Below are 16,003 nucleotides of genomic sequence, written 5' to 3'. Positions count from 1 at the left end.
ATCAGACGAGCGCCACTTCCGGTTTCGACGCGGAACGCGTCCCCGGCAACGCCGCGTTGCTCGCGCCGCGATACGTGTAGACGAGCGAAAACTTCACCTGATCGGTGAGATTCTTGCCTGCGGAGTGCAGCGTGTTGCAGTGAAAGAACACGACGTCGCCCTTGGCGAGCTTGGGCGAAACCGCCGTGTGAATCAGCGCCGTGTTCTCCGGCAAATCGGCGCGGAAGAATTTGGCGTCGTCGAATCGGTCCGACGTGAACGCGAGCTTGTGCGAGCGCGGCACGAACCACAGCGCGCCGTTTTCGACGGTTTCATCGCCGAGCGCGACCCACGCGGAAACCAGATCGTCGCGCTCGAACGCCCAGTAACGCACATCGCGATGCCAGCCCGTCAGGCTGCCGTACGCCGGGTGCTTCGTCATCACGCAGTTGTGGTGCGCGCGCGATAGATACGGCGTCTCGCCGAAGTACAGCTCCATCCAGCCGCGCACTTCCGGCGATGTCGCGAATTCCGCGAATAGCGGATGGCGCCCGTATGCATCCAGAAGCCGCCGCACGGTATGTCCGCCCGGCGCGTGCTTCGATTCGGGCGCGCCCGGATACTTCAGGTCGGCTTCGTATTCGACCGGCGCGGCGGCTTCGGCCAATTGACGCTGCGCGACCTCGCGCAGCGCGTCGCAGCGCGCCTCGGACACGAGCCCCTTCACGATGACGAAGCCCATTTGGCGCAGCTCGTGCACCTGATCACTCTTCGATTTCAGCGACGTTTGTTCAGACATGTTGGTCGGCCTCGGCGCGGCTTCGATATCGCCTCATGCAGCCAGCGCAATACCCGGAAAATTGGGGCGAATACGGGCATTGTAAGTCGCGCGGGCCGCAAAGGCGCTCGCAGCATGGCTCGCGCGCCGCGCCGTGAAGGGACTGCTTCAGTAGCCGGCAGGGAAAACGCGGACTTACGACAGTCACGCACGTCCGGTACATTGGCCGCATCGTTTCGGTGCAACTTCGCTGCCGGGGTTGAATCGAAGCCTTGAACGCTATTTTTGAGACGACTACTGTCGAGTTTGCCACCACGCAGACGAACCTATCGCCGACATGAACCACCGAATCGCTAAGGGCCTTCGACGCGCCGCATCCCGTGCCGCTCGGCCCGCCCGGCGCGGCATGATCCGCGCGTTGCGGCATCATTCCGCTCGCACGCAGGCGCTTGCGCCGCAACCGACGAACACGCATCCGGTCGATGGCATCCGCTCCTGGTTTCGCGGGTTCTTTCTGAATCTGCGCGCACGCGCCGCCTCGCGCGACGTGTCGCTGCGCACGCTGCTGCGCCGCCCGATGCAACTGCGGGCGCCATCGCCGAAGCCGCGAGCCGCCGCGCTAACGAGCCGCCGGCCGCGTCGCACGTCGGCGACCAGCCCCGGCTGGTACGCGTTCGCGGTGCGCTGAACACGCGCATCGCCCAAAAGAAAAAAACCGGCAGGCGCGATGCCTGCCGGTTTTTTATTTATCGCGCCCGAAGGCTTACGCCACGCGCACCACCGGCTCGGTGCCGGCGGCCTCGGCCAGCAACAGCGCCTTGTCCGCGGCTTCCCACGAGAATTCCGGCTCTTCGCGGCCGAAGTGACCATACGCCGCCGACTTTTCGTAGATCGGGCGCAGCAGGTCGAGCATCTGGATGATGCCCTTCGGACGCAGATCGAAATGTTCGAGCACGAGCTGGGTGATCTCGGCATCCGACACGCGGCCGGTGCCGAACGTATTCACCATCACCGAAGTCGGACGCGCGACGCCGATGGCGTACGACACCTGAATCAGGCAGCGCGACGCCAGACCGGCCGCGACCACGTTCTTCGCGACGTAACGGCCCGCGTAAGCGGCCGAGCGGTCCACCTTCGACGGGTCCTTGCCCGAGAACGCGCCGCCGCCGTGCGGAGCCGCGCCGCCGTACGTATCGACGATGATCTTTCGGCCCGTCAGACCGCAGTCGCCTTGCGGACCGCCGATCACGAACCGGCCCGTCGGGTTCACCAGGAACTTGATGTCGCCCTTGATGAGTTCCTTCGGCAGCGTCGGCTTGATGACTTCTTCGATGACGGCTTCGCGCAGCTGCGGCAGATCGATGTCCGGCGCGTGCTGCGTGGAGAGCACGACGGTGTCGATGGAGTGCGGCTTGCCGTCCACGTAGCGCACGGTGACTTGCGACTTCGCGTCCGGACGCAGCCAGGGCAGACGGCCGTCGCGGCGCAGGTTCGCCTGACGCTCGACGAGACGGTGCGACAGGTGAATCGGCAGCGGCATGAGTTCGGGCGTTTCGTCGCAGGCGTAACCGAACATGAGGCCCTGGTCGCCCGCGCCTTGGTCCAGATTGTCGTCGTGCGCCTTGTTCACGCCTTGCGCGATATCCGGCGATTGCTTGTCATACGCGACGAGCACCGCGCAGCCGCGATAGTCGATGCCGTAGTCCGTGTTGTCGTAACCGATGCGCTTGATGGTGTCCCGCGCGATCTGGATGTAATCGACGTTCGCGGTGGTCGTGATTTCGCCCGCGAGGACGACGAGACCGGTATTGCAGAGGGTTTCCGCCGCGACGCGCGAGTATTTGTCCTGAGTCAGGATGGCGTCGAGAATAGCGTCGGAGATTTGGTCGGCGACCTTGTCCGGGTGGCCTTCGGAAACGGATTCGGAGGTAAACAGGTAGTCGTTCGACACGCTTCAGACTCCAATTGAGTACGGTTGAGATTCACGTAGCCGACTTCGTTTGGAGTCTGAAGCGGCGACGCTTTAGCGGATGTCCTTTCTCCGTCCTGAACCTCGATGCACGCGATGCATGCATTCGGCTCAGGCCGGCTTCGCCCCGCAAGTTGTCCATTAACTCGGCGAAGCCCTTATTATACCGGTTTCCCGTGTTTTTACAGAGTCGAACGCTTGTCGTCATTCGTCCCGCGCTTATCCTCCGCCGGTAGCCGCCGCCCGTATGTTCGCGGGAGCACGTCATGTTAGGGCGCATCGGCGTATCGCTCGCCATCGGCTTTCTGAAGTTTCTCGCGATCATTCCTTACGGCATTACCGCGCGTTTCGGCGATGGCCTCGGCTGGCTGCTTTATCAGATTCCGAGCCGGCGCAAGCGCATCGTGCATACGAACCTCAGGCTCTGCTTTCCCGAATGGTCGCCCGAGCGCCGCGAGGAAGTCGCGCAGATGCACTTCCGCCACGCCATTCGCAGCTATGTCGAGCGCAGCGTGCAGTGGTTCGGATCGGCGAAGAAGCTCGAAAAGCTGATCGAAGTGGACAGCGCCGTCGATCTCAGCGATCCGGATCTGCCGCCCACGCTCTTTCTCGGGCTGCACTTCGTCGGCATCGAGGCGGGGTCGATCTTTCTGAACTACTCGCTGCACAGGCAATGCGGATCGCTGTATCAGCCGTTTTCGAATCCGCAGGTCGAAGAGATTGCCAAGCGGCAGCGCGCCCGCTTCGGCGCGGACATGGCGAGCCGCGCGGACAGCGCGCGCATCGTGCTGCGCTGGCTGCGCGACCGCAAGCCCGTCATGCTCGGCGCGGACATGGATTACGGCATGCGCAATTCCACCTTCGTGCCGTTCTTCGGCATACCGACGTGCACGCTGACTGCCGTCGGCCGGCTCGCGAAGACGGGCAAGGCGCAAGTGGTGCCGTTCATCGGCGAAGTGCTGCCGAACTACAAGGGTTATCGGCTGAAGATCTTCGAGCCGTGGGAGAACTATCCGACCGGCGACGACGATGCCGACGCCCGCCGCATGAACGCGTTTCTCGAAGAGCAAATTCCGCGCATTCCCGAGCAGTATTACTGGGTTCACAAGCGCTTCAAGACGCGGCCGCCGGGCGAGGCGAGTTTTTATTGAGCCGCGCGGCGCCAAGCGCCACGAAACGCCGCACCGAGGCTCACATACAATAGCGGCCATGAAACTCAAGTTCACCAAGATGCAGGGCGCGGGCAACGACTTCGTCGTGCTCGACGGCTACTCGCAGGCGCTCGATCTGAACGCCGCGCAGGTTCGCGCGCTCGCCGACCGTCATTTCGGCGTCGGCGCGGATCAGCTGCTGCTGGTCGAAAAGCCGACCGTCGATGGCGTCGACTTCAAGTACCGCATCTTCAATTGCGATGGCGGCGAAGTCGAGCATTGCGGCAATGGCGCGCGCTGCTTCGTGAAGTTCGTGCGCGATCGCGGGCTGACCGCTGCTTCGACGGTGCGCGTGCAGGTGCAGAAGGGCGTCATCACGCTGACGATGCAGGACAACGGCGAAGTGACCGTCGACATGGGCGCGCCGGTGTTCGATCCGCCGCGCGTGCCGTTCGACGCGAGCGGGCTCGAAGGCCGCAGCGAAGGCAACGATACGCTGTGGCCGCTCGATATCGGCGGAAAGACGCGCTCGGTGTCCGTCGTGTCGATGGGCAACCCGCACGCGGTTCAGATCGTGGACGACGTCGAAGCGTATCCCGTCCTCGCCGAAGGCCCGCAGATCGAGCGCCACGCGCGCTTTCCGGAGCGCGTCAACGCGGGCTTCATGCAGATCGTGGATCGGCATTCGGTCAAGCTGCGCGTCTTCGAGCGCGGTGCGGGCGAAACGCTCGCCTGCGGCACGGGCGCTTGCGCGGCGGTGGCCGCGGGCATCCGGCGCGGCGTGCTCGAATCGCCGGTGCGGGTCGAGACGCACGGCGGCACGCTCACGATCAGCTGGGACGGCGCACGCGACGAATCCGCCGCGCTTTTCATGGCCGGACCCGCCGCGACGGTCTTCGAAGGCGAGATCGAGCTTTCGGACATCGGCTGACTTGAGCCCACGCATTCAAACGTATCAGGCAAACATGAATCCACGCGAAGTCGCCGACTATCTGCTCGACAACCCCGACTTTTTCGTCGAGCACGCCGAACTGCTCGGCACCATCCGGCTTTCGAATCCGCACGGCAAGTCGGCTGTGTCGTTGCAGGAACGCCAGATGGAAATGCTGCGCGACAAGAATAAGCAGCTCGAACGGCGGCTCGCCGAACTGCTGCGCTACGGCCACGAAAACGACAGCATCGCGACGAAGTTCAACCGCTGGACCGTGCGCGTGACCGGCCAGCGCGACCCGTACGCGCTACCGTCCACCATCAGCAAAGGATTGTGCGAAGTGTTCGACGTGCCGCATGCCGCGCTGCGCATGTGGGATGTCGATGAAGCGTATCGCCAGGCGGATTTTGCGCGCCACGTCGGCGAGGAAGTGCGTATCTTCGCGGGCAGCCTGGACGCGCCGTATTGCGGCGCGAACAGCGGCTTCGCGGCGGCGCAGTGGCTCGGCGTGGCGAATTCGGCTTCGGCATCCAGCGGCGGCTCGCTTGAAGACGCGTCCGCCGAACGCGGCATCCAGTCGATTGCGCTCGTCGCGCTGCGCGATCCGCAAGCCGGCCCGGATGCGCCCGCGTTCGGCCTGCTCGTGATGGGATCGCCCGACGCGCGGCGCTTCCACGACGGCATGGCGACGGATTTCCTCGCGCAGATCGGCGTGCTGGCGAGCGCGGCGCTCTCCCGCCTGCTGCCGAACTGAGCGACGCGACATGCAGCCCGCCGACCACATCGCCGCTTATCTCGCGATGCTCGAACACGAGCGGCGTCTGTCGGAGCACACGCTGCGCGGCTACACGTACGAACTCGGCGAACTGCGCGCGCTCGCCAAGGGCCGCGCGCTCGAAACGCTGACGGCCGCCGACATGCGCGGCGCGGTCGTGCGCGCGCACGCGGCGGGCCTGTCGCCGCGCTCCATCGCGCATCGGCTCTCGGCGTGGCGCGCGTTTTACCGCTGGCTCGCCGAGCGCGTCGAGATGTCCGCGAATCCCGTCGCGACGGTGCGCGCGCCGAAGCGCGAAAAGACGCTTCCAAAGGCGCTTTCCGTCGACGACGCAATGGCCCTGATGGACGCGCCGCGCGCTGACAGCACCGAGGCATTGCGCGATCACGCCATGCTCGAACTGTTCTATTCGTCGGGGCTGCGGCTTTCGGAACTGGTCGGGCTCGATGTCCGCCACGTCGATACGAAGGACCATCAGTCCGCCGGCTGGCTCGATCTGGCCGCTGCCGAAGTCACCGTGCTCGGCAAGGGCAAGCGCATGCGCAAAGTGCCGGTCGGCCGCAAGGCGATCGATGCGCTGCGCGCGTGGATCGACGTACGCGGCGAATTCGTGAAGCTCGATCCGCACGCGCTTTTTCTCTCCGTGCGCGGGAATCGCATGTCGCCGGGCGTGGTGCGCGAGCGCGTCAAGCGCATGGCGCTCTTGGCGGGCATTCCGGCGAATGTGCATCCGCACGTGCTGCGGCATTCGTTCGCCACGCACGTTTTGCAGTCGAGCGGCGACCTGCGCGCGGTGCAGGAACTGCTCGGCCATGCGAGCATTACCGCGACGCAGATCTATACATCGCTGGATTTTCAGCACCTTGCTCGCGTCTACGACTCGGCGCATCCGCGCGCGAAGAAGCGCGACTAACACCGCGGCGCCACGCGCGCTGCTCTCATCATCGCAATGAACACCATCACGCTCAAACCGGCGAAGGACAAGTCGCTCGTTCGCCGCCATCCGTGGATTTACGCGAACGCCATCGCGCGCATCGACGGCAATCCCGCGCCCGGCGCGACTGTCACCGTGCGCGCCGCCGATGGCCGCTTTCTCGCGCGCGCGTCGTACAGCCCGCATTCGCAGATTCGCGCGCGCGTCTGGACGTTCGACGAAGCGGAGCCCGTCGATCACGCGTTCTTCAAGCGCCGCGTGCAGCGCGCAGTCGCGCATCGGCAGACGATGGTTCGCGATACCGGCGCGACGCGCCTCGTCTTCGGCGAAGCGGACGGCTTGCCCGGCCTCATCGTCGATTACTACGTCGCCGATCAAGGCTCGCATGCGCAGCTCGTCTGTCAGTTCATGGCGACGGGCGTCGAGGCCTGGAAGCCGGCGATCGTCGATGCGCTGATCGCCGCGACCGGCTGCCCGAACGTCTACGAACGCTCCGATGTGTCGATCCGCCAGAAGGAAGGGCTGGAACAGACGACCGGCGTGCTCGCGGGGGATCCGCCGCCGGACACGCTCATCACGAACGAATGCGGCGTGCGTTATCACGTCGACGTGAAGCACGGCCACAAGACGGGCTTCTACGTGGACCAGCGCGACAACCGCGTGCTCGTGCAGCAGAACGCGCAAGGCCGCGACGTGCTCAACTGCTTCTGCTATACGGGCGGCTTTTCGCTCGCGGCGTTGAAGGGCGGCGCTGCGCGCGTGGTGTCGGTGGATTCGTCCGGCGAGGCGCTTGCGCTCGCGCGTGAGAATGTGAAGGCCAACGGCTTCGACGCGGAAAAAGCCGAATGGCTGGACGCCGACGCCTTCAAGACGCTGCGCCGTCTGTACGACGAAGGCCAGCGTTTCGACCTGATCGTGCTCGATCCGCCGAAGTTCGCGCCGTCGCGCGAAACCGTGGACCGCGCGGCGCGTGCGTACAAGGACATCAATCTGAGCGGCTTCAAGCTGCTGCGTCCGGGCGGGCTGCTGTTCACGTATTCGTGCTCGGGCGCGATCGATGCGGATCTGTTCCAGAAGATCGTCGCGGGCGCGGCGGCCGATGCCCGCGTCGATGCGCGCATCCTGAAGCGCCTCTCCGCGGGCGTCGATCACCCGCTGCTCACGGCGTTTCCGGAAGGCGAGTACCTCAAGGGCCTGCTGTTGCAAATCGCGTAAGCGGCCTTATCTGGCTGCGGCAAGGTCACGCGGCGCAAAGCGTCCGCTTAGCGAATATGTTCCAATAACCGATTCAGTGCGCCACCGACCGGCCGCGCGACTCCGAACACTGACAAGGAAACAGGCGACACCATGATTCCCGTAACCATCCTGACCGGCTTTCTGGGCAGCGGCAAAACCACGCTGCTCAAGCGCATCCTGAACGAGAAGCACGGCATGAAGATCGCCGTGATCGAGAACGAGTTCGGCGAAGAGAACATCGACAACGAAATTCTCGTGCAGGAAACGAACGAGCAGATCATCCAGATGAGCAACGGCTGCATCTGCTGCACGATTCGCGGCGATCTGGCGCGCGCGCTCGAAGACCTCGCGAACCGCAAGAAGGCGGGCACGCTCGACTTCGACCGCGTGGTGATCGAAACCACGGGTCTCGCGAATCCGGGCCCGGTCGCGCAGACGTTTTTCATGGATAACACCGTCGCCGACGAATTCCTGCTCGACGCGATCATCACGTTGGTCGATGCGAAGCACGCGAACGCGCAGCTCGACCAGCACGAAGTGGTGCAGCGGCAAGTCGGTTTCGCGGATCGGCTGTTCGTCACCAAGTCCGATCTCGTCGATGCAGACGCGCTCGAAGCGCTGAAGCATCGGCTGCTGCACATGAACCCGCGCGCGGCGATCAAGGTCGTCAATTTCGGCGATGCCGACATCAAGGAAATCTTCGATCTGCGTGGCTTCAATCTGAACTCGAAGCTGGAAATCGATCCGGACTTCCTCGCGGAAGACGAGCACGATCATGACCACGATCACGCGCATGATCACGCACACGACGACGATCACGACCACGCGACCTGCGGTCACGACCACAGCCACGATCACGAGCATCATCATCACCACCATCACGCGCACCACGACGACAAGATCAAGTCGTTCGTGTATCGCAGCGACAAGCCGTTCGATCCGAACCGCCTGGAAGACTTCCTCGGCGGCATTTTGCAGATCTATGGCGAGCGGCTGCTGCGCTACAAGGGCGTGCTGTATATGAAGGGCGTCGATCGCAAGGTCGTCTTCCAGGGCGTGCATCAGATGATGGGCAGCGACCTCGCCGCCAAGTGGATGCCGATCGAGAAGAAGAACAGCAAGATGGTGTTCATCGGTATCGAGCTGCCGAAGGATCTGATTACCGACGGCCTCGACGCCTGCCTGGTGAAGTAATCGCGGACGTAACCGCGGCACGTATTTCGCTGATCTGCGCCAAGCGCGCGAAAAAGGCGGGACGCAACGTCCATACGAAGTTAAACGCCGCCCGCGAGCCTCGCCGGCGGCGTTTTTCGTGGGCGTTTATTGTCGCGGTTATGTAGTCGCGCCCACCAAACGACATCGCTTTTTGCGGGTTCAGGCGTTATATTTTTGAAATTCCGGCGGCTTTCGACAGGGTTTTCCTCGGTTATCGTCGGAAATTGCGGTTCAGTTACAATACAGCCCCACTGGAGAAGGGCGAATCCGTTCGGCGCATACGAATACGGGCGTTGGCCGTCGGATGTCAGAAAAGGATGCCCCGGCGGACGATCTGCTGACAGGCCGGGAGGGCCACGAGGCGAGCGTTGAAACGGAGCAGCCAATATCGGTTTCCAGAGGAGTTCGGCCCCGCATCGAGTGTCGCGTGACGCCAAAACGCTGCATGCATGCGGGCAACGCAAGTGCGGGCGTTGCGAAGACATCGCCTTACATTGAAGAAGCAAGCAGATGACAACGAAACTCTTGACCGAAGCCGAAATCCTGAAGATGAGCGAGAAGGACTACATGAACGAGGAACAACTCGCCTTCTTCAAGAACCGGCTCGAGCAGTTGCAAGCGGACATTCTCAAGAATGCCGGCCAGACGACGGAAAATCTGCGGGAAACGGTGATCGTGCCGGACCCGGCGGACCGCGCGACCATCGAGGAAGAGCATGCACTGGAACTGCGCACGCGCGACCGCGAACGCAAGCTCCTGAAGAAAGTGCAGCAATCGCTCGCGCGCATCGAATCCGGCGACTACGGCTGGTGCGAAGAGACCGGCGAGCCGATCGGCATTCCGCGTCTGCTCGCGCGCCCCACGGCCACGCTCTCGCTCGAAGCGCAAGAGCGCCGCGAACTGCGCCAGAAACTCTTCGGCGACTGAAGCGGCAACCGCGCGGCGAACGGTGCGGGTCCGCCCGCAACGGGGAACGCGCCGCCGCGAAAAAGCGCGAAGTCGGGCGTTAGCACGAACAAAAGGCACACGTGAATCGTGTGCCTTTTTGCTTTTCGCGCGTCCGACAAACCCGCACCTTGATAAATCCCGCCGCGCCCTAAACTGAACTCGACGCGCCCGCTCATCGCGAAGGCGCGCGCGCGGCGCCGTACGCTTCGAGCCTTCCGGCCGGGCGGAACCCCGCGCCGTGCACTCCATCGAATTCTCGACTGCGTGGCGGCTCGTCACTGATCGCAAGCCGCCCGCGTTCTTCTGGTTTTCTTAAGGAACGCACATGGAACAATTTCACGGCACGACCATCGTCTCCGTGCGACGCGGCGGCAAAGTCGCGTTGGGCGGCGATGGTCAGGTGACGCTCGGCAACATCGTCATGAAGGGCGGCGCCAAGAAAGTGCGCCGCATCTATGGCGGCAAGGTGCTGGTCGGCTTCGCCGGCGGCACGGCCGACGCGTTCTCGCTGCTGGATCGCTTCGAAGCGAAGCTGGAGAAGCACCAGGGCAATCTGACGCGCGCCGCCGTCGAACTGGCGAAAGACTGGCGCACCGACCGCATGCTGCGCCGCCTCGAAGCCATGCTGATTGCCGCCGACGCGCAGGCCACGCTCGTCATCACCGGCAACGGCGACGTGCTCGATCCCGAAAACGGCATCTGCGCGATCGGCTCCGGTGGCGCGTATGCGCAAGCCGCCGCGCAGGCGCTCGCGGAAAACACCGAGCTTTCGCCGCGCGAGATCGTCGAGAAGGCGCTGACCATCGCCGGCGACATGTGCATCTACACCAATCACAATCGCGTCATCGAGACGATCGAATAAAGGAACCCAGCGATGACCACCATGACTCCCTCCGAAATCGTCTCCGAACTCGACAAACACATCATCGGTCAGGGGCGCGCCAAGAAGGCGGTTGCCGTCGCGCTGCGCAACCGCTGGCGTCGCCAGCAGGTTGCCGAGCCGCTGCGTCAGGAAATCACGCCGAAGAACATTCTGATGATCGGGCCGACGGGCGTCGGCAAAACCGAAATCGCGCGGCGTCTTGCAAAGCTCGCGGACGCGCCGTTCATCAAGATCGAAGCGACGAAGTTCACCGAAGTCGGCTACGTGGGCCGCGATGTCGACAGCATCGTGCGCGATCTGATCGAAATTTCCGTCAAGCAGACGCGCGAGGCGGAAATGAAGAAGGTGCGCACCAAGGCGGAAGATCGCGCGGAAGATCGCATTCTGGATATCCTGCTGCCGAGCGCGCGCCCGGTGGGTTTCGGCGCGGCCGAAGCGACCAGCGAAGGCGATAACACCACGCGTCAGACGTTCCGCAAGCGCCTGCGCGAAGGCGCGCTCGACGACAAGGAAATCGAACTGGACGTCGAGTTGCCGCAAGTCGGCATGGACATCATGGGGCCGCCGGGCATGGAAGACATGACCGAGCAGATTCGCTCGATGTTCGCGAACATCGGCGGCGGCAAGAAGACGCGCCGCAAGGTGAAGGTGAAGGAGGCGCTGAAGCTCCTGACCGACGAGGAAGCCGGCAAGCTGCTCAACGACGAAGAGGTCAAGACCAAGGCGGTGCAGAACGTCGAGCAGAACGGCATCGTGTTTCTGGACGAGATCGACAAGATCGCGTCGCGCAGCGAAGTCGGCGGGGCGGAAGTCTCGCGGGCGGGCGTGCAGCGCGACCTGCTGCCGCTCGTGGAAGGCACGACCATCAACACGAAGTACGGGATGATCAAGACGGATCACATCCTGTTCATCGCGAGCGGCGCGTTTCATCTCGCCAAGCCGAGCGATCTGATTCCCGAATTGCAGGGGCGTTTCCCGATTCGCGTCGAGCTGGATTCGCTGTCCGTGGGCGACTTCGAGTCGATCCTGAATTCGACCGATGCGAGTCTCGTCAAGCAGTACAAGGCGCTGCTCGCCACCGAAGACGTGGAACTCGATTTCGCCGATGACGGCATCCGGCGTTTGGCCGAAATCGCGTTCTCGGTGAACGAAAAGACCGAGAACATTGGCGCGCGGCGGCTTTATACGGTGATCGAAAAGCTGCTGGAGGAAGTGTCGTTCGCGGCGGGCAATCACGCGGGCCAGCCGGTGAAGATCGACGCGGCGTACGTGGACCGCGCATTGGGCGATGTCGCGGACGACGAGGATTTGTCGCGCTACGTGCTGTAGGTCGCGCCGACACAGAGAGAACCGGGCCTTCGCGCCCGGTTTTTTTTCGCCTGCTGCGCGAGAAGGCAAAAAAAAGCCCGCCTAGTCGGCGGGCTGAATCCATATCAGGAGGAGACATGGAGGAGACAGTTCCAATCATACACAGCGGGTTGATGCGACGCAATAGAAATTTTAGTAAAAACCCCTATGGCGTCGATGTGTGGTATCTGCGCGTCACTTTTTGTTGCAACGCTGGACGAGCCGGAAATGACAGAGCAAGGAACGGCGCGTAACCTCACCGGCACGGCTTTACATTGGACGCGTACCCTGAAGCCGCCGAGGTCACCATGAACGCCGCTGAATTCCCCCGCTATCAAACCGACGAAAGCCGCTGGCAAGCCGTCGCCGAGCGCGACGCCCAAGCCGACGGCGCATTCTTCTTCGCCGTGCGCACCACCGGCGTGTTCTGCCGGCCGTCGTGCGCGTCGCGGGCGCCGCGTCGCGAGAACGTCTCGTTCTTCACGACGACCGACGAAGCGCAAGCCGCCGGCTATCGCCCGTGCAAGCGCTGCCAGCCGACGAGCCTGCCGCGCGAACTCGCCATCGTCGAGCGCGCGTGCAAGGTGCTCGACGCCGATCCGCAGCAGCGAATGACGCTCGCGCAACTGAGCGACGCCGTGCACGTCAGTCCGTTCCATCTGCAGAGGCTGTTTTCGCGGATCGTCGGCATTTCGCCGCGGCAGTATCAGGCCGCCCGGCGCGCAGGCGTGCTGCGCGACGCGTTGCAGCGCGGCCGCGACGTCACGCGCGCCGCGCAGGACGCGGGCTTCGGCTCCCCGTCGCGCATGTACGAGGCCGCGCCAGCCGAATTAGGCATGACGCCTTCCGCGTACCGGCGCAAGGGCGCGGGGCTGACGGTGCGTTATGCGACCGCCGCCACGCCGCTCGGCGCCGTGCTGGTCGCCGCGACGGACAAAGGCGTCTGCAAGATCGCATTCGGCGATGATCCCGCCGCGCTCGTGGACCAACTCGCGGTCGACTTCGCGCTCGCGGAGCGCATGCAGGACGACGCGCGCATGGAGCCGTTCATCGCGCAGATTCGCGCGTATCTGCACGGCACGCGCGAGCGTTTCGACCTGCCGCTCGACATAGGCGCGACCGCGTTTCAACAGCGCGTGTGGGATGCGCTCTGCCGCATTCCGTACGGCGAGACGCGCAGCTACACGGACATCGCCGCGTCGGTCGGATCGCCGGGCGCGGTGCGGGCCGTCGCGAGCGCATGCGCGTCGAATCCGGTGGCGCTCGCGATTCCGTGTCATCGCGTGATCGGCAAGGACGGCGCGATCGCGGGCTATCGCTGGGGACTGTCGCGCAAGGAAGCGTTGCTGGACACAGAACGCGCGCATAGCGAAGCAGGAAAGGTCGCCTGAGCGCCGGATTTCGGCCGATGCGCCCGGCGTCGCACGACGCGCGGGCGCTTTTTCATTGCATCGGCGTTTCGCGTCGATCGCGCTGCGAACCGCGCCAATCGGCTCCCCAAGCACGGGCAACACCGAGATGTTAAAGTGCCCGCTACCCGAAAATTTGACCGAGCGCGTTCCCATGCGCTCTTCGCAGAACGCTTCAATGGCAAACACGAATTCCGCTCACTCCGCAGCCGGCGCGTATCGGCGCAGGCTCGCCGCGCTCGCGTCGGGCTCGCATGCCGACGCCCTGCGCCAGGGCTTGCGCGGCATCGAAAAAGAAAGCCTGCGCGTGACGCCCGAGGGCAAGCTCGCGATGACGCCGCATCCGCGGTCGTTCGGCTCGGCGCTTACGCATCCGTTGATCACGACGGACTATTCGGAAGCGCTCGTCGAACTCATCACGCCCGCCGAGCCGGACGCCGCGCGCGCGCTCGAGCGGCTCGACGCGATCCATCGCTTCGCGTACGCGCATCTCGGCGACGAGCTGCTGTGGAACCACTCGATGCCGAACGCGTTGCCGCCCGAGAACGAGATTCCGCTCGGCTATTACGGCACGTCGAACATCGGCAAGCTGAAGCACGTGTATCGCCGCGGACTCGCGCTGCGTTACAGCCGCACGATGCAATGCATCGCCGGCATCCACTACAACTATTCGCTCGACGAGAATGTGTGGCGCGCGTGGCAGGCGCTCGATCCGGCGAGCACGCTGGCCTTGCAGGATTTTCGCTCTGAGCGTTACTTCGCGCTGATCCGCAATTTCCGCCGCACGAGCTGGCTCCTGATGTATCTGTTCGGCGCGTCGCCGGCGCTGGATAAACGCTTCGTCGAAGGCAAGCCGCATCAGCTCGAAGCCTTCGACAGCGACACGTTCTACCTGCCGCATGCGACGAGCCTGCGGATGAGCGATCTCGGCTACACGAACAATCCGGCGCAGGCCGATCTGCTGCCGAGCTACGATCGTCTCGACGCTTACCTCGACGTGCTCGCGAAAGCCGTGAGCCAGCCGTACGCGCCGTACGAAGCCATCGGCACGCAGCGCAACGGCGAGTGGGTGCAGATCAACACGAACGTGCTGCAGATCGAGAACGAGTTCTACTCGACCATTCGCCCGAAGCGCGTCACGCGCTCCGGCGAGCGCCCGCTGCACGCGCTGGCCGAGCGCGGCGTGCAGTACATCGAAGTGCGCTGTCTGGATATCGATCCGTTCGCGCCGGCTGGCATCGCACTGGAGACCGCGCGTTTTCTGGATGCGTATCTTCTCTACTGCGCGCTCGAAGACAGCCCGCTGTTGCCGCGTGAGGCGAGCATCGAGGCAAACGACAACTTCAGCGCCATCACGAAGGAAGGACGCAAGCCGGGCCTCACGCTGCGTCGCGACGGCGCGGAGGTGTCCATGCAGCAATGGGCGAACGAATTGTTCGATGCGATCGAGCCGGTCGCCGGCACGCTCGACGCGCTTTCCGGCAGCGACGACCACATGCGCGCGCTGGCGGCGCTGCGCCCGCGCATCGCGGATGCTTCGCTGACGCCGTCGGCGCGCGTGCTTCAGACGATGCGCGACAGAAAGCAGTCCTTCGAAGAATTCGCGCTCGAAATCAGCCGCGAGCACGCGGAATACTTTCGCCGTCGCCCGCTGCCGCCGGACGAAGAGCGCAAGATGGAAGCGCTCGCGGCGCAGTCGCTGGCCGAGCAAGCCGCCATCGAACGCGAGCAGACCGAGCCGTTCGACGCGTTCATCGCCGCGTACGGGAACTACAAGCCCGACAGCGTCGGTGTCTGAGCGCACATAACGAGCACTTTTTTCTTGCTCCGCAGCGCCGCGTGCGGCAAAAACGACGCGTTTTGCAACAGAGCGAAACGCGCCGAACACCCTACGCGCGTGCGGGCCAAAATCGGCTTTTTATCGACTATCGGGAATGCGATGAACTACCGACTCATCAGCGCAGCCGCGTCGCTGGCCTTGATCGCCGGATGCGCGGCCGAAACGCAGGTCAGCAGCCAGACGATCGAGCAGGCCACCGCGCCGCTCACCTGCATGAGCAAGCTCGAATGCGACGCCTGGTGGGCGCGCGCTCAGGTATGGGTGACGAATCATTCGGAGTACAAGTTGCAGGCCATCACCGATTCGGTGATTCAGACGGCCGGTCCGTCGAGCGGCAAGCGCGCGCTCGCGTATCAGGTCACGAAGACGCCGAGCAACGAAGGCACCGCGACCATCGGCTTCGCGGCGCATTGCGACAGCCCGCTCGGATGCGATCCGAATCCGTGGCAGGCGGGCGCTGACTTCAAGCAGTTCGTGCGCAATGGCACGTCCCGGCCCGTGAACGCGACGCCGCAAGCCGTTCAGCAGCCGCAGCAGATGCAGTCGGTGCCGCTGAATCTGGACAGCCAGCCGGCGCAATCCGTCACGCCGATTCAGTGACGCGCGCC

General features: G+C 64.1%; 15 protein-coding genes. 13 read left to right on the top strand and 2 right to left on the bottom strand.

The window, feature by feature from the left end:
- Position 1 precedes the first annotated feature (1 nt).
- Positions 2–778, bottom strand: coding sequence for a phytanoyl-CoA dioxygenase family protein (locus NCR35_RS01175; protein WP_250532684.1), 777 nt, complete (start codon positions 776–778; stop codon positions 2–4).
- 316 nt (positions 779–1,094) lie between these two features.
- Between NCR35_RS01175 and NCR35_RS01170 the strand changes: the two genes are divergently transcribed.
- Positions 1,095–1,445 carry a hypothetical protein gene (locus tag NCR35_RS01170; RefSeq protein WP_250532683.1) on the top strand — a complete coding sequence of 117 codons (351 nt, stop codon included), beginning with the start codon at positions 1,095–1,097 and terminating at the stop codon, positions 1,443–1,445.
- 75 nt (positions 1,446–1,520) lie between these two features.
- Here the strand turns inward: NCR35_RS01170 and metK are convergent, their stop codons facing one another.
- Positions 1,521–2,708: a methionine adenosyltransferase gene (gene metK / locus NCR35_RS01165; protein WP_250532682.1), complete on the bottom strand. Its 1,188-nt coding sequence runs from the start codon at positions 2,706–2,708 to the stop codon at positions 1,521–1,523.
- A 284-nt stretch (positions 2,709–2,992) separates the two neighbouring features.
- On the opposite strand from metK, the gene NCR35_RS01160 reads away from it, so the two are divergent.
- The 12 genes from NCR35_RS01160 (at position 2,993) to NCR35_RS01105 (ending at position 15,995) form a co-directional block, all read left to right on the top strand.
- Complete coding sequence (locus NCR35_RS01160; RefSeq protein WP_250532681.1) at positions 2,993–3,877, top strand: lipid A biosynthesis lauroyl acyltransferase; 885 nt, start codon at positions 2,993–2,995, stop codon at positions 3,875–3,877.
- A 58-nt stretch (positions 3,878–3,935) separates the two neighbouring features.
- Positions 3,936–4,808 carry a diaminopimelate epimerase gene (gene dapF, locus NCR35_RS01155; protein ID WP_250532680.1) on the top strand — a complete coding sequence of 291 codons (873 nt, stop codon included), beginning with the start codon at positions 3,936–3,938 and terminating at the stop codon, positions 4,806–4,808.
- Positions 4,809–4,842: 34 nt separating this feature from the next.
- The gene (locus tag NCR35_RS01150; RefSeq protein WP_175938763.1) at positions 4,843–5,562 is read left to right on the top strand and encodes a DUF484 family protein; all 720 of its coding nucleotides are present in this window, start codon (positions 4,843–4,845) and stop codon (positions 5,560–5,562) included.
- A gap of 10 nt (positions 5,563–5,572) precedes the next feature.
- Positions 5,573–6,496 carry a tyrosine recombinase XerC gene (gene xerC, locus NCR35_RS01145; RefSeq protein ID WP_250532679.1) on the top strand — a complete coding sequence of 308 codons (924 nt, stop codon included), beginning with the start codon at positions 5,573–5,575 and terminating at the stop codon, positions 6,494–6,496.
- 36 nt (positions 6,497–6,532) lie between these two features.
- A complete protein-coding gene (locus NCR35_RS01140; RefSeq protein WP_244847570.1) occupies positions 6,533–7,732 on the top strand; it encodes a class I SAM-dependent rRNA methyltransferase in 1,200 nt (399 codons plus the stop codon).
- Positions 7,733–7,864: 132 nt separating this feature from the next.
- The gene (locus NCR35_RS01135; protein ID WP_250532678.1) at positions 7,865–8,947 is read left to right on the top strand and encodes a CobW family GTP-binding protein; all 1,083 of its coding nucleotides are present in this window, start codon (positions 7,865–7,867) and stop codon (positions 8,945–8,947) included.
- A gap of 531 nt (positions 8,948–9,478) precedes the next feature.
- Positions 9,479–9,895 carry an RNA polymerase-binding protein DksA gene (gene dksA, locus NCR35_RS01130; RefSeq protein ID WP_061122132.1) on the top strand — a complete coding sequence of 139 codons (417 nt, stop codon included), beginning with the start codon at positions 9,479–9,481 and terminating at the stop codon, positions 9,893–9,895.
- A gap of 346 nt (positions 9,896–10,241) precedes the next feature.
- On the top strand, positions 10,242–10,778 hold the full coding sequence (gene hslV / locus NCR35_RS01125; RefSeq protein ID WP_159837392.1) for an ATP-dependent protease subunit HslV: 537 nt from the start codon (positions 10,242–10,244) through the stop codon (positions 10,776–10,778).
- A 12-nt stretch (positions 10,779–10,790) separates the two neighbouring features.
- On the top strand, positions 10,791–12,128 hold the full coding sequence (gene hslU, locus NCR35_RS01120) for an ATP-dependent protease ATPase subunit HslU (protein ID WP_250532677.1): 1,338 nt from the start codon (positions 10,791–10,793) through the stop codon (positions 12,126–12,128).
- A 326-nt stretch (positions 12,129–12,454) separates the two neighbouring features.
- A complete protein-coding gene (ada, locus tag NCR35_RS01115; protein WP_250532676.1) occupies positions 12,455–13,537 on the top strand; it encodes a bifunctional DNA-binding transcriptional regulator/O6-methylguanine-DNA methyltransferase Ada in 1,083 nt (360 codons plus the stop codon).
- Between the two features lie 196 nt (positions 13,538–13,733).
- Positions 13,734–15,353, top strand: coding sequence for a glutamate--cysteine ligase (gshA, locus tag NCR35_RS01110; protein WP_250532675.1), 1,620 nt, complete (start codon positions 13,734–13,736; stop codon positions 15,351–15,353).
- A 141-nt stretch (positions 15,354–15,494) separates the two neighbouring features.
- Positions 15,495–15,995: a hypothetical protein gene (locus NCR35_RS01105; protein ID WP_175938747.1), complete on the top strand. Its 501-nt coding sequence runs from the start codon at positions 15,495–15,497 to the stop codon at positions 15,993–15,995.
- The last annotated feature ends 8 nt before the right edge of the window (positions 15,996–16,003 follow it).

The organism is Caballeronia sp. AZ10_KS36 (assembly GCF_023631105.1).
Classification (GTDB): Bacteria; Pseudomonadota; Gammaproteobacteria; order Burkholderiales; family Burkholderiaceae; genus Caballeronia.
The sequence above is the reverse complement of the archived record's forward strand: the minus strand, read 5'-3'. Positions and strand labels throughout refer to the sequence as shown.

Bases quoted from the DNA above. Each gene is read 5' to 3' on its own strand.
- NCR35_RS01105 (WP_175938747.1), top strand. From the start codon at position 15,495: ATGAACTACCGACTCATCAGCGCAGCCGCGTCGCTGGCCTTGATCGCC.
- gshA (WP_250532675.1), top strand. From the start codon at position 13,734: ATGGCAAACACGAATTCCGCTCACTCCGCAGCCGGCGCGTATCGGCGC.
- NCR35_RS01135 (WP_250532678.1), top strand. From the start codon at position 7,865: ATGATTCCCGTAACCATCCTGACCGGCTTTCTGGGCAGCGGCAAAACC.
- ada (WP_250532676.1), top strand. From the start codon at position 12,455: ATGAACGCCGCTGAATTCCCCCGCTATCAAACCGACGAAAGCCGCTGG.
- hslV (WP_159837392.1), top strand. From the start codon at position 10,242: ATGGAACAATTTCACGGCACGACCATCGTCTCCGTGCGACGCGGCGGC.
- NCR35_RS01140 (WP_244847570.1), top strand. From the start codon at position 6,533: ATGAACACCATCACGCTCAAACCGGCGAAGGACAAGTCGCTCGTTCGC.
- xerC (WP_250532679.1), top strand. From the start codon at position 5,573: ATGCAGCCCGCCGACCACATCGCCGCTTATCTCGCGATGCTCGAACAC.
- NCR35_RS01175 (WP_250532684.1), bottom strand. From the start codon at position 778: ATGTCTGAACAAACGTCGCTGAAATCGAAGAGTGATCAGGTGCACGAG.
- dksA (WP_061122132.1), top strand. From the start codon at position 9,479: ATGACAACGAAACTCTTGACCGAAGCCGAAATCCTGAAGATGAGCGAG.
- dapF (WP_250532680.1), top strand. From the start codon at position 3,936: ATGAAACTCAAGTTCACCAAGATGCAGGGCGCGGGCAACGACTTCGTC.
- NCR35_RS01150 (WP_175938763.1), top strand. From the start codon at position 4,843: ATGAATCCACGCGAAGTCGCCGACTATCTGCTCGACAACCCCGACTTT.
- NCR35_RS01170 (WP_250532683.1), top strand. From the start codon at position 1,095: ATGAACCACCGAATCGCTAAGGGCCTTCGACGCGCCGCATCCCGTGCC.
- hslU (WP_250532677.1), top strand. From the start codon at position 10,791: ATGACCACCATGACTCCCTCCGAAATCGTCTCCGAACTCGACAAACAC.
- NCR35_RS01160 (WP_250532681.1), top strand. From the start codon at position 2,993: ATGTTAGGGCGCATCGGCGTATCGCTCGCCATCGGCTTTCTGAAGTTT.